Annotated in this window: 10 protein-coding genes; 9 read left to right on the top strand and 1 reads right to left on the bottom strand. The window is 46.0% G+C overall.

Going from position 1 to position 13510, the window contains the following annotated elements; genetic code table 11:
- Position 1: 1 nt before the first annotated feature.
- From K7P76_RS09455 to K7P76_RS09485, 7 genes are all read left to right on the top strand, one after another.
- Positions 2 to 1102: an ABC transporter ATP-binding protein gene (locus K7P76_RS09455; RefSeq protein ID WP_232185048.1), complete on the top strand. Its 1101-nt coding sequence runs from the start codon at positions 2 to 4 to the stop codon at positions 1100 to 1102.
- A gap of 83 nt (positions 1103 to 1185) precedes the next feature.
- Positions 1186 to 1908 (top strand): MgtC/SapB family protein, encoded by a 723-nt coding sequence (locus tag K7P76_RS09460; RefSeq protein WP_432643696.1) that lies wholly within the window; start codon positions 1186 to 1188, stop codon positions 1906 to 1908.
- A 101-nt stretch (positions 1909 to 2009) separates the two neighbouring features.
- Positions 2010 to 4055 carry a methyl-accepting chemotaxis protein gene (locus K7P76_RS09465; protein ID WP_232185050.1) on the top strand — a complete coding sequence of 682 codons (2046 nt, stop codon included), beginning with the start codon at positions 2010 to 2012 and terminating at the stop codon, positions 4053 to 4055.
- A gap of 173 nt (positions 4056 to 4228) precedes the next feature.
- Positions 4229 to 5248, top strand: a complete 1020-nt coding sequence (locus tag K7P76_RS09470) for a type I glyceraldehyde-3-phosphate dehydrogenase (RefSeq protein WP_232185051.1) — start codon at positions 4229 to 4231, stop codon at positions 5246 to 5248.
- A gap of 5 nt (positions 5249 to 5253) precedes the next feature.
- Positions 5254 to 5415, top strand: coding sequence for a GapA-binding peptide SR1P (locus K7P76_RS09475; protein WP_232185052.1), 162 nt, complete (start codon positions 5254 to 5256; stop codon positions 5413 to 5415).
- Positions 5416 to 5515: 100 nt separating this feature from the next.
- On the top strand, positions 5516 to 7003 hold the full coding sequence (locus K7P76_RS09480) for an SLC13 family permease (RefSeq protein WP_232185053.1): 1488 nt from the start codon (positions 5516 to 5518) through the stop codon (positions 7001 to 7003).
- Positions 7004 to 7019: 16 nt separating this feature from the next.
- Entirely contained in the window at positions 7020 to 8258 is a 1239-nt protein-coding gene (locus tag K7P76_RS09485) for a 2,3-bisphosphoglycerate-independent phosphoglycerate mutase (protein ID WP_232185054.1), read from the top strand.
- A gap of 100 nt (positions 8259 to 8358) precedes the next feature.
- Here the strand turns inward: K7P76_RS09485 and K7P76_RS09490 are convergent, their stop codons facing one another.
- Entirely contained in the window at positions 8359 to 8838 is a 480-nt protein-coding gene (locus K7P76_RS09490; RefSeq protein WP_232185055.1) for a C40 family peptidase, read from the bottom strand.
- Positions 8839 to 9073: 235 nt separating this feature from the next.
- Here K7P76_RS09490 and K7P76_RS09495 point away from each other — a divergent pair, with 235 nt between their 5' ends.
- Together K7P76_RS09495 and K7P76_RS09500 are read left to right on the top strand one after the other, a co-directional pair.
- On the top strand, positions 9074 to 10216 hold the full coding sequence (locus K7P76_RS09495; protein WP_232185056.1) for a GntR family transcriptional regulator: 1143 nt from the start codon (positions 9074 to 9076) through the stop codon (positions 10214 to 10216).
- A gap of 204 nt (positions 10217 to 10420) precedes the next feature.
- Complete coding sequence (locus K7P76_RS09500; RefSeq protein ID WP_232185057.1) at positions 10421 to 13438, top strand: alpha-mannosidase; 3018 nt, start codon at positions 10421 to 10423, stop codon at positions 13436 to 13438.
- Positions 13439 to 13510 lie beyond the last annotated feature (72 nt).

A 13510-nucleotide genomic window follows, 5' to 3' on the forward strand; every position in this document is an offset into this window, starting at 1 on the left:
CATGAGCCGTATTGTACTTAAAGGAGTTAATAAGCATTTTAACAATAATCACATTTTGAAGGATCTTGACCTGACGATCGAAGAAGGCGATTTCATGACATTGCTCGGTCCATCGGGCTGCGGCAAGACAACGACCCTGAGGATTATTACTGGGTTGGAAAATCCGGAATCCGGAATCATTACGATCAGTGACAAAGAAGTGGTTAACGGAGAGCTGCGCCACTATACGAAACCGTCAAAAAGAGGCTTGAATCTTGTATTTCAAAGCTATGCCCTATGGCCGCATATGACCGTATCGGAAAATGTATCGTTTGGCTTATCAGTTCAAAAATATTCGAAAGCCGAGACGAAAGAAAAAGTGGGCAATGCACTGGAAAAAATGCAAATTTTACATTTAAAGGATCGGTATCCCTCTGAGCTTTCCGGTGGACAACAGCAGCGTGTTGCTATAGCCAGAGCCATTGTAACAGAACCTAAGGTGCTGCTGCTCGACGAGCCCTTGTCCAATCTTGATGCGAAATTGCGGTTGGATATGAGGGCGGAATTGAAGAGGCTTCATCACGAATTAAAGACAACGATTATTTACGTTACGCATGATCAGGTCGAAGCCTTAACCATGTCTACAAAAATTGCGGTCTTCTTCGAGGGAGTTTTGGCGCAAGTGGCGCCGCCTAGAGACATTTATCGTTATCCTGCTAATATTCGGGTCGCCAGCTTTATTGGGAATCCGAAAATCAATTTTATTGATGCAGATTGCGAGGCGGTAAATACAGGAACATTAAAGATGGAAACCTCTTTAGGAACATTGCATATTCCATCTAAAAATGTTTACAGCGGAAAAGCGGATCTTGCCATTTATCCTGAAGATATTCAAATTTCTACTGAAAGGACAGCAAATGGAATACCATGTGCGATTTATTCCGTTCTGCCGGCAGGATCGGAGACATTGGTTCAGCTAACGACGAAAAGTAATTTGAACCTGCTGGTCAAAGTGATAGGCGAATTGGATGTAGAAATCGGCAAGACGGTTTGGATTGATTTTCCTATGGATAAAGTCAATGTTTATGATCGAGAAAATGGAGAACTTGTGCAGCTTCAATGAAAAACCAACAAAGGGAATGAGCGTAATTGACATTTTTCGGTGATCAAATATGGACGATCAGTCATTATGACTTGATTATACGGATGGTTATTGCGTCCGTTTTGGGCGGATTAGTTGGAATTGAGCGCGAGTGGAGCAATCATGCGGCGGGACTTCGAACTCACATTCTCGTCTGTTTAGGTTCCGCCACGATCATGCTTATGTCGATTTACGGATTTTCCGATTTTGTATATGAAGCAAATGTCAGGATTGACCCCGCCCGATTAGCCGCGCAAGTCATCAGCGGCATTGGTTTTCTTGGCGCGGGGGCTATTCTTCGCAACGGCAATATCATTAAAGGCCTGACTACAGCGGCATCCATTTGGGTGGTAGCCGCAATCGGATTATGCGTCGGAGCAGGATTTATTATCGGAGCCATTGTCTGTACGTTTCTCGTTCTGATTAACCTTTATTTCTTAAACAAATGGGAAAAGCACATGCATCGGCGTAAAAAAATCGATCAAGTAGACATTATGATCAAAGATGATCCAGGAGCAATGGGCAGGGTGATCGCGATATTGGAACAACAAGACATTGTCATTTCCAACTTGAAAATCACTTCCGTTGAAAAAATAGGGTTGGGGGATCGGGACAACCTGAACATGCATCTTACATTTAGCTTAAAAAGCCAAAAAAAGAAGAATGTCTTGGCAGCGCTAGAAGAGTTGTTGTCATTGGATTCGGTGATTTCCCTGGAAGCCCGCAATCCGGAATCATTCGAAAGCAATGAAGTTCTCCGCAACAATGGCGGTAAGATGACGATATAAACGGATATGCGAATAAAATAATGAGGGAGATGCTTAATCTTTATCCCTCATTATTTTTATTTATGAAAGGTCATTATTGAAGGAAAGGAAGTGATGCGATTATGAGGAAATCTATTCATTTCATGAACCCTTTGAAATCGGTAGGGATGAAGTTATTCATTATTTTCTTTGTTAGTATCGTAATGTTTGTTTTTGTTTCCGGTTATATTTCTTATACGGTATCCAAACAAATTTTGGAGGAAAAAATCTCGGATGCCTCGCACACTACCGTTACACTGGCCAGCCAAAAAGTCGATTTAATGCTGAAAAGCTATGAACAAATGACTGCGGAACTGGTCACTGGAACAGATTTTAAATTAAACGTATCCCATTTGAGTAATAAAAAAAATACATCAATTGAAAGGCTGCAACATCAAAGGCAATTACTAGATACGATCTCAAATCGCGTAAATATTAACAGTATGATCTCTTCGATAGCACTAATTCCATTAAATCAAGAAGATTTACCTGCGATCTCTTACATGAACATGGAGGTTAAAATTGATAGAAACAGTGATTCTTATAAGCGAGTTTTGGAAGGAAATGGACATGCGATTTGGTTAGGAATAAGTGAAAATCAATTTATAGGTAATTCCAATAATCCGGTTATTACTTTGGGTAGAACTATAAAAAGCATTACGACAAATGAAATGGAATATATGTTGGTTTTACAAATCAAAATCGGTGCGATAGATGAAATGTTCAAAGATGTTCATATTAGCGATTCAAGCGCAATCCAAATTGTAAACAATGAGAATGAGCTCTATTTTTCTACCCATTTGTCTGAAATGTTTCAACCGAGTTCCGTTGAATTTCGGGCAAGTGTGACTGAAGAGCCGTACATCGCGATGGATCAAAACGGTACGGAGCAAATCGTTGCATACCATCGATCGGAGTATATGGGGTGGAATGTGATGGCCATATCTCCTGTTGAAGAACTAGTTCGGGATACCAACGTTATTGAGAACGCAACACTCATCATTGCGGGTACCGCAGCGTTGCTAGCGATAGTCATTGGTTATTTCATTGCTAACATGATTGGGAAGCCATTAAGGAAATTAAGAGATTTAATGTTGAAAGGTGCTGAGGGGAACCTCGCTATCCGGACCGAAACTAGCAGATCGGATGAAATCGGGCAGGTTGGAGCAGGTTTTAACCAAATGATAGAGCAAATCACGCTTTTGGTCGAGCAAACGAATCGATCTGCTCAGGATGTGCTGGCTACCGCAGCAGAGCTATCCGAAGCATCCAAACAGACATCTATTTCCGCTAAAGAGATTGCCGTTGCGACCGATCAAATTGCCAATGGGGCGAGTGATTTAGCGATTGATGCGGAAAAGGGAAATGAAATAGCGTTTCGGATGGGCGTTAAAATGAAAAACGTGATGAATTCCAATGCAGAGATGGGTGAATCTGCTTCAGAGGTGCGCAAGGCGAGTGAACAAGGTACGATCTTTATGAATGAATTAATTGCAAAAACGATCGTAACCGAAGAATTGACACGGAATATGGTCGATAAGGTAGATAAGTTGAAGGAAAGTACGGCCTCTATCCGACAAATATTGGAATTGTTAAACAGCATTACAAAGCAAACGAACATATTATCTTTGAATGCAACCATTGAGGCAGCCAGAGCCGGAGCAGCGGGTAAAGGATTTATGGTCATAGCCGATGAAATTCGCAAGTTGGCAGATCAATCCAAGCAATCCATTCATGTCGTAGGTCAGATCGTAGAAACGATCCAGAATGAAATCAATGAAACTGTAAACGTATTATCCGAAGCGTATCCTATTTTCGAAGCACAAATTCATGCGGTGAAAGAAACGGATTTAATTTTCAAAAACGTACAAATTCAAATGGGCGGGTTTGAGACCTGTCTAAATGAAGTGACTGATTCTATCCAACAGCTGGATCAATCGCAGACGGTGTTATCGGAAGCTATGTCTAACGTAAGTACTATAGCTCAGCAATCTTCCGCAGCATCTGAGGAGGTTGCATCATTAAGTTCTCAGCAGCTAACGATAAGTGAAGATTTGGTCGGTCTTTCCGCGAGGCTTGATGCGTTATCCAGTGCATTGAAAGATTCGTTATCCCGTTTCCACATCTAATAAGCCCTGCATGCAGAATCATAACGAAAACTTATCATATACAAAATATAATCAAATTGTTTTATATAAATCCTATGAATATACTTAAAGTGCAAATAAATCACAGGTGAAGGTTGGGGTAGGATGGTTGATAAATATTTCATTCGATATTTAGCGTATGGGGATGAGTTGCTTTGAGATTAGGAGTTGGAGTAAGCGGAACGGGGAGAATCGGACGTCTATTAATTAGAAAAATATTATCGGATAATACCTGTCCAATTCTATTGAAGGCCATTAACACGTTATATCCTATTGAGACTATCGTCCATTTATTAAAATATGATTCCGTACATGGGTTATGGGAAGCTGAATTATCCATATCCGATAATTCCCTTGTTGTAAACGGTCGGCGAGTGGAGGTCATCCGCGAGAGAGAACCAGAGCTCATACCATGGAAAGACTTCGGTGTTGACATAGTGGTAGATGCGACAGGTAAATTCAATGATCGTTCTGGGGCTTCGAAACACCTTGTGGGCGGAGCATCAACCGTTGTATTAACCGCCCCGGGAAATCAGGTGGATCAAACGATAGTGATGGGTGTAAATGATCAAAAGTATGATCCTGCGAACCATTTTTTACTTTCGGCGGCTTCTTGTACCACTAACTGTTTGGTGCCTCTTCTGAATATTCTAGACCAATCGTTTGATGTGAACCGAGTTGGGTTTACAACGATTCATTCTTATACGAGTGACCAAAGACATCTTGATAATCCTCACCAAGACTTGCGCCGGGCTCGCGCATGCAGCCAATCAATCGTTCCTACCAGTACCGGGGCAGGAGATTCTATAAAAGATATTTTGCCTAGACTCGCTCCATTAGTCAGCGGATTTTCCATAAGGGTGCCTACGCCCGATGTATCTCTGCTTGATTTAACGGTCGGTGTGAGTCGTCGCTTATCGTACTCAGAGGTGCATGCCGCGCTGCTGTCGGCAGTTAGCGGGGAATATAGCAGTTATGTAGATTATATTGAAGCGCCATTAGTGTCAATAGATTTTGTCGGTTGTGATAAATCGGCGGTCATAGACGGATTGTCGTTAACGGTTAGGGACGATCAGATCAAGCTCCTAGCTTGGTATGACAATGAATGGGGATATGTAAGCAGAGTAATGGATTTAGTAAGTATGGTTATTCACAAAAAAACGGGAAGTGCTTAATTGATATGAACGGTGATAAAGATACATCAGTCGTGTTGGGGGTTATTCTGTGCAAGTATTGCGGCAGCGAAATCGCAACGGTAGATACGGAAAAAGTCGTCATTTATTATAGCGATTGCAAGCTTGAAGTTTGCCTGGATCAGAGGAAAGGGAAAGAACAGGAATGATAACAATACGTTATAGTTATCAGAAGTAAATCAAATTGTTTTATGATTGAAGATTGGATAAGATGAAAGCGGTAACATCACACATTAAGGAGGATGCAAGATGACTGAGGTCCCAGAGACCGTACAGAAGGATGGTAACAAGCCTTCTCCCGAGAAGAAAAGTAAGACGGAAGAAGTCATGAAGAAGCTTGGAATACCACTCGCAGTTATTGCTGCGTTACTTCTGTTCTTCATGCCTACACCGGAGGGCATGAGCTTAGAAGCCCAAAGAGCAATCGCTATATTTACCGGAGCGCTGATTCTTTGGATTACGACCCCGATCCCCATTTATCTAACGTCAATAATCGCGATTTTATTGCTTCCTTTGGTTGGAGCGGTTGAAGATCAGGAAGTCGCATTCGGGACATTAGGGTTTGACGTCATTTGGTTGATGGTTTCCGCATTTATCCTTACCTCTGCCATGATTAAATCAAATTTAGGCAGAAGGTTATCGTTATGGATGATCACGAGATTCGGGAAAACGCCGAAAATGACGTTGCTCGTATTGGTCATTATTAATTTTGTTCTAGCTTTCTTCGTTCCTTCCACAACTGCAAGGGCTACGCTCATGGTACCTATATGCTTGATTTTGCTGGAAGTCTACAAAGCCCTGCCCGGTCGAAGCAATCTTGGAAAAGTAATGATGCTTCAAGGGGTTCAGGCCGACGCTCTCGCTACTTCGGGTGTCATGACGGCTACTTCGGGCAACATCATTGCAGTCGGCTTCATCAATGACCAAGCGGGCGGCAACATCGGTTATATGGATTGGCTTCTAGCCTCTATGCCTACTGCGATCATCACGATGCTGATTACTTTCTTCATTGGCTTAAAGCTATTTTCGTTGAAGGATGAATCTAATTTCCACAATGCAACGAATACGCTGAAGGATGAGTTAAAGAAACTAGGTTCCTTTTCAATAGACGAGAAGAAGGCAGTGACTATCTTCATCTTTACCGTCATCCTGTGGGCTACCGGAGATTATCAGAAAGATTGGATCGGTTTTGAATTCAGTACGGAACAGACGGCCGTTCTTGGAGCACTCTTGTGCCTGCTTCCTAGAATAGGTTTGCTGACTTGGAAAGAAACGAATATCAAATGGGAGCTTATGATTTTTGCCGCAGGCGCCTATGCGGTAGGCAATGCGCTCGATAAATCGAAAGGCGCGGAATGGATCATCGGCAAAGTAGTCGGCGCATTGGGGTTGGAACAGATGAATCATGCCTTGGTTTACGTGGTCGTAGTCTTCCTTAGCATGTACAGCCATCTCATTTTTACGAGCAAGACAGTACGGGTCACGATTTTAATACCGGCTTTCATAGCGCTGGCCAAGACATTGGGCATGGACCCCGTTCCTCTTGCACTAGCCGCCGCCATGACCATGACGTATACCATTACGCTTCCACCGCATTCGAAAGTGAATACCATTTATTTCGGAACCGGTTATTTTTCGGTATTGGATCAAGTGAAGTATGCGATCGTAACTTGTTTTATCGGGGCTTGCGTAATTAGTTTGGCTTTATTTACTTGGTTTAAGGTGATCGGAATATAGATATTAGGAGGAAACCATGCTGCACAGAAAAGTCATCTTGGCGATTGCCGACGGGTTGGGGGACCGTCCGCATCCTTTATTGGAACATAAAACCCCGTTGGAATATGCCGAAACGCCTAATCTGGATAGACTAGCTTCGATGGGGATTACAGGTATGATGGATTTGATTGGTTCAGGCATTCCCGTGGGGACGGATATGGGGCATTTGATCTTATTTGGATACGAACCCCATCATTATCCGGGGCGTGGACCGATTGAAGCTTTAGGAATCGGAATGGACGTGCAGTCGGGAGATATCGTGCTTCGGTGTAATTTCGCTACGGTGGATGAAAACGGGATTGTCGTTGATCGCAGGGCAGGACGAATACGCGAAGGAACAGTTGAAATAGCGGACGCCATTAATGGTTTAGAGTTTGAGGGGGTAAAGGTTTATTTTAAACCGGCTACGGAGCATCGGGCTGCGCTTATCCTGCGAGGAATCGGATTAAGCGATAAAGTTAGCGATTCCGATCCCAAAGCGCCGAACGATGGAAGTCCTTATCACTTAGTAAGGCCGCTTGACTCTTCCGAAGAGTCCAAGAGAACGGCAGCGATTCTCAATTTATTTCTTGCGAAGGCTCATAGAATATTATCGCGTCATTCCGTTAATGCAGAGCGTCTTGAGAAGGGAAAATTGCCGGCTAATTTTATACTGACAAGGGGAGCTGGCCAGATGGCGCAGCTTGAACCCATAACGGATGAGCTTAATATAAAGGGGAGCTGCATCGCCGGGGAAAGCACGGTTCTAGGTGTTGCCCAATTAGCAGGCTTTGAGCCTATTACGGATAACAGCATGACAGGCAATATAGATACGAATATAGAATTGAAAGCCAAAATGGCGATCGAAGAAATTGCCAAGAAAGACATGGTTGTGGTACATGTAAAAGCGCCGGATCTTAAAGGCCATGATAATGAACCGTTTGAAAAAGCAAAAGCCATTGAACGGTTTGATCAGATGGTAGGCATTATCGCACAGGGATTACCCGAAGATGTGTACTTGGCCTTGGCTGCCGACCATTCTACGCCTTGCGAAGTCGGAGAACATACCGGCGACCCTGTTCCGATCCTTATTTACGGGCCCAGCATTCGTAGAGATCGAGTCATGCAATACAATGAATTGGATTGCGCTTATGGGGGATTAGGGCGGTTATCGGGAAATGAATTTATCCGAACACTGCATGGGTTAATGGGACGCGTGAAAAAACAAGGCAATTAGAATACTCCCAACCGTTTGATGAGGACATGAATAACGGCACCGTTCCTGGATTTCAAGGACGGTGCCGTTGTCGTTGCAGTTTAGTTACATGTGCAATTGCTTAATAATGACGTGCGGTAATAAATCGGTTTTTCCAATAACCCGAATTCAAATCGGAAATCGCAACGCCGGTACTAGGCGAATTGCCGATGAACTTACCATTGCCTATGTATATCCCTACGTGATTGATACGGCCTGGCGTGCTAATGCTGAACATGATCAGATCGCCGATGCTTAAATGGGCTTTGTCGGGAACCGGAATGCCGAAACGGGTTTGCGCATTGGATCCCCAAGGAATATCGATGCCGTTCTGCTTGAAGACGAATTGCGTAAAAGAAGAGCAATCAAAAATCAGACGTTGGGGGTCTCTGGTAGAAAATTTGTACTTCACCTTACCTATGTACGACATCGCTATACTTACCGTTCGATCTCCGTGAGTTGCATAAATTTCTTGGGCAGAAGCAGTGGATGGCATAGTCAAAGCGGAAGTAGAAAAAAGGAGGGATAAAGCGATCGCTGATGCAGCCACTATTTTTTTCACTGGTAACACCACATCCTTGTCCTATAATTGGTGAAATGCAGTACCCAAGGAGTAGTGTACCATGTCAAAATTTAAAGCGCCTTAGCGGGTTGTTGGGCTTCGAGTAAATTTTATCCACATTTAAGGTTGGCTGAACGGCTGGTCCGTTTTAGTTGGAAAAGCAGGTCTCATATGATATGTTTGATATGTATTGTTCACCGATCATTTATGAACGCAGTGTTGGAGGCTAGCAGGCATGAGCATGGACAGGGAACCCCTCTATATTCAGATTCAGAACCACTTTAAGGAATTGATCCATTCCAGGCAGCTTCAGGAAGACGATAAGATCCCGACGGAAAAGGAGATTCTGGAGCAGTTCAACGTAAGCCGGATTACGGTGGCCAATGCGCTGAACGAGCTTGCGAGGGAAGGTTGGATCTATCGGATTCCGGGGCGTGGCACATATGTGAAAGGCATTCCCGAGAAATATATTCCTAAGGTCGCCTCGATCACGGCTCCTCTCTCCACCCCAAACCGCTCGGAACTGCCTAAGATCGGCCTCATTATTCCCTTTGTCGGGGATTATTTTGCCATTCGGCTGGTTAGAGGGATTACGGTTGCCTTGGAGAAGGGCGGGTTTACACCGCTGTTGATGTTTACGTTCAACTCCAAGGAACGGGAAAAAGAAATGATCCAGGATCTCAAGGACAAGGTGCAAGGCCTGATCATCTTCCCGGTAGATGCCGAAGTGTATAACGAGGAAATCATCTCCCTTAAGATGATGAATTATCCTTTCGTACTCATTGACCGATACTTGCCGGGAGTCGAGACGAACGCCGTCTATGCGGATAGCGCGCTGGCGGCCAAGCTGGCCGTAGACCATCTGTGGAGCTTAGGCCATCGCGACATTGCCATTTGCTCGGATTCGCCGAGTCTCACGGTTTCGGTGGATGACCGGGTGAACGGTTATACCAATGCCCTTAAAGAAAAGGGCGCATTGATCAATCCCGCGCTCTTCCTGACCGAGTTCGCAACCAAATCTTCGGACATCGACCCGGAGCACCCGCTTTACCGATTTATCAAGAATCGAATGGCCACGGCATATATTGCTCTCAACGGTAACCTGGGCGTACAGATCTGGTCGATTGCAAAGCGGCTTGGTCTTCGCATCCCCGAGGATCTGTCTATCGTGACATTCGACAATCCGAGTCCAAACATTGAAGAATTCGGTTTGTTCACTTACATCGACCAATTCGAGGGAGACATAGGGAAGAAAGCCGGGGAGCTCATTCTTGAAGTCGTGAAAGCTAACCCGCAATCCGTTAAAAACCGCAAAATCGTATTGGAGCCCGCCTTGGTTGTTAAACAATCGACCGGCCCGATTTCTTTGCCGGAATAAAGCGTCCGAAAAAGCAGCACCTTAACATATAGCGACACGAATGAAATGCACTCCTTAGGGGTGCATTTTTCTTTGTAAATAGAATTGAATTAGCTGATATATATGATATATTAATACTATCGAATTTTGCGCAGCTCTCATAAGAATAAAATTAATTTGCACGACTACACAATTATTTAACCTTAAGGATGGTGCAACAGCAAGATGCCTTACACACCCATTAAAGTAGACACGCTTAAAGACACGCTCGAACGAATAGAGAAGTTGATTTATACGAAGGTAGCTCCATTAACGGTCACCGCTTTCGTTACGAAGGAGCCCGTAACCTTCTCCGAGAGAATGACCGGACAGCGCTTGGATATCCAGCCAGGAGAGAAATGGGGAGAACTGTGGGATTGCGCCTGGTTCCGTTTTCAAGGCCAAATTCCGCATTCCGCCGCAGGAAGCAAGATCGTGCTGCTCTTGGACGTTAATGGAGAGTTGTGCTTGGTAGATGAAGAAGGTACGCCTACGCAAGGACTCACTAACGTTAACTCGGAGTTTGACCTTTCGCTCGGTTTGCCGGGTAAACGCGTCGCGCATATCGCTGCATCAGCATCCGGCGGGGAGGTTATCGATCTTTGGGCGGACGCCGGTAACAACGATTTATTCGGATATTATCGGAGCGGAAAGCTTAAGGAAGCCGATATCGCCATCTGCAACGAAGAGACGAGACAGCTGTATTACGATTATGAAGTGTTGCTGGATCTGGCCGTGAATCTGGGAGATCAGTCCGCTAGAAGGGCGAAGATTCTACAAGCTCTCTACGATGTTCACCTTCTATTAAAAGGAGTATCGGAAGATCCTATCGCGCAAGCCCGGCGTATTCTGGCTCCGCAATTAAGTAAGCAGGGCGGGGACCCGACGCTCACCGCAACCGCGATCGGACATGCGCATATCGATCTGGCGTGGCTGTGGCCGATCCGCGAGACTTACCGCAAGGGCGCTCGGACTTTCGCCACCGCTCTGCGAATGATGGAGCAGTATCCCGATTATGTGTTCGGGGCCAGCCAGCCTCAATTATACGAGTGGATCAAACAGCAGCACCCGAAGCTGTATGAACAAATCAAGAAACGCATTGCGGAAGGCAGATGGGAAGTACAAGGGGCCATGTGGGTAGAGCCGGACTCCAATATTGCCGGCGGAGAAGCGCTCGTGCGGCAAATTTTGTACGGGAAACGGTTTTTCCGGCAGGAGTTCGGTCAGGATATGAAAATGCTGTGGGTTCCGGATATTTTCGGCTATTCGGCCAGCTTGCCGCAGCTTCTGCAGAAGTCCGGGGTCGAATACGTCATGACGCAGAAGCTGTCGTGGAACGTTCATAATGACCACCCTCATCATACTTTTTTCTGGGAAGGGCTGGACGGCAGCCGCGTGCTGACGCATTTGCCGCCCGAAGATACCTACAACGGCCCAGCGCTGCCAAGGTCGATCTTAAAAGCGGAAAGGGACTACTTGGATAAGAACGTGTCCGACCACTGTTTCGTCGTATTCGGGATCGGCGATGGCGGCGGCGGACCCGGGGAAGAGCATCTGGAACGGCTCTCTCGGGAGCAAAATCTTCAAGGCCTTATCCCAGTCAAGCAGGAGCCGGCCCTAAACTTTTTCGAGAAACTTGCCAACAACAAAGAACGCTACAAAACCTGGAAAGGCGAGCTGTACCTGGAGAAGCATCAAGGAACGTTCACCAGCCAAGCCCGCAATAAAAGATACAATCGGAAGATAGAGAAGGCGCTCAGAGAACTGGAATTCGCCGCTTCGCTTAATTACGCATACGGCAACGAATATCCGTCCGAAGAGCTGGACGTCATCTGGAAAGAAGTGCTGTTGTACCAATTCCACGACATCCTGCCCGGGTCTTCCATCAAGCGCGTGTTCGATGAATCTCTGGCCCGTTACGAAATTTTGCTGGCTAGGGTAAATGTGCTTACTCAGCAAGCGTACCAAGGTTTGGCATCCGGTATTCGGACCCCTGAAGCCGGGCGGCAAGCCGTCATCTTCAACTCCCTTCCTTGGGAGCGCAGCGAGTGGACGCGTATCCAAGATCAATGGGTGCGTGCAACGGTTCCGTCTATGGGCTACCAAATGATAGACACGCTCGCGTTGCCGCCGGTAACTTCAATTGAGCTCAAGGCGGCGGACGACGTACTGGAGAACGAGCTAATTAAAGTTACCTTCGGGGAAAACGGCAGCATTCGTTCGATTGTCGATAAGGTGCTGGGAAGAGAAGCACTGGCTGCCGGCGGGTTGGCCAACGTATTGTCCATCTATGCCGATGACGGCGACGCTTGGGATTTCCCGGAGGATTATGCGGGCTCTGTACCTGCGAAGATGGCGTTAACGGAATCGGTCGCTTATGTCGACGGTCCGCAGGCCGTGGTCAAGCAGATTTATCACTATGGCAAATCGGTGCTGACGCAGAAAATCATCCTGACGGCGGGCAGCAAACGAATCGATTTCGACACGGACGTCGACTGGCAGGAGGACGGCAAGATGCTGCGCGCTTCATTCCCGGTCAACGTGTACGCGGAGCAGGTCAACTGCGAAATCCAGTTCGGCCATCTGAAAAGGCAAACGCATCGCAATACATTATGGGATTATGCCAAAGACGAAATTTGCGCGCATCAGTGGATTGACCTTTCCCAGCCTGATTTCGGCGTCGCTCTTCTGAATGATTGCAAATATGGATACAGCGTCAACCGCAACGTGATGGACATCAATTTGCTCCGCAGCCCTTCGCATCCCGATCCGACTTGCGACCGTGCGCGCCATCAGTTCGTGTATGCGATCTTGCCTCATGCAGGCGACTTCATCCAAGCCGAAGTGTTCAAAGAAGGTTATGCAATGAACTCGCCGCTTACCAGCGTCTTGGCAAGCCCGGAAGCGGGCGCTAAAGCAAACAATCTACAGGAACAGTATTCCAGCTTCGAAATCGAAGGCGGCAGCGTAATGATCGAAGCGGTGAAAAAAGCCGAAGACGAAGACGGTGTTATTGTCCGGCTCTACGAAACTTCGGGTGGGAACGCGGATATCCATCTGGCGGTCAATCTTCCCAACAAAGGTGCGGCGTTAGTCGATCTGATGGAGAATACGTTGGAGTCGCTTAACGACGAGGGCGGGAAGTATAAGCTGTCCTTTGCTCCTTTCGAAATCAAAAGCGTTCTCGTCCGTTTGTCCAACTGAAGATCTCCCATCTCTAGCTTCTCAAGCTTCCCCAACATCAAATGCCTCCAATACCGCCACATGCCAGCGGTT

The sequence above is a fragment of the Cohnella silvisoli genome, from assembly GCF_021190915.1.
GTDB lineage: Bacteria > Bacillota > Bacilli > Paenibacillales > Paenibacillaceae > Cohnella > Cohnella silvisoli.

Bases quoted from the DNA above. Each gene is read 5' to 3' on its own strand.
- K7P76_RS09455 (WP_232185048.1), top strand. From the start codon at position 2: ATGAGCCGTATTGTACTTAAAGGAGTTAATAAGCATTTTAACAATAAT.
- K7P76_RS09460 (WP_432643696.1), top strand. From the start codon at position 1,186: ATGGTTATTGCGTCCGTTTTGGGCGGATTAGTTGGAATTGAGCGCGAG.
- K7P76_RS09465 (WP_232185050.1), top strand. From the start codon at position 2,010: ATGAGGAAATCTATTCATTTCATGAACCCTTTGAAATCGGTAGGGATG.
- K7P76_RS09475 (WP_232185052.1), top strand. From the start codon at position 5,254: ATGAACGGTGATAAAGATACATCAGTCGTGTTGGGGGTTATTCTGTGC.
- K7P76_RS09480 (WP_232185053.1), top strand. From the start codon at position 5,516: ATGACTGAGGTCCCAGAGACCGTACAGAAGGATGGTAACAAGCCTTCT.
- K7P76_RS09485 (WP_232185054.1), top strand. From the start codon at position 7,020: ATGCTGCACAGAAAAGTCATCTTGGCGATTGCCGACGGGTTGGGGGAC.
- K7P76_RS09495 (WP_232185056.1), top strand. From the start codon at position 9,074: ATGAGCATGGACAGGGAACCCCTCTATATTCAGATTCAGAACCACTTT.
- K7P76_RS09500 (WP_232185057.1), top strand. From the start codon at position 10,421: ATGCCTTACACACCCATTAAAGTAGACACGCTTAAAGACACGCTCGAA.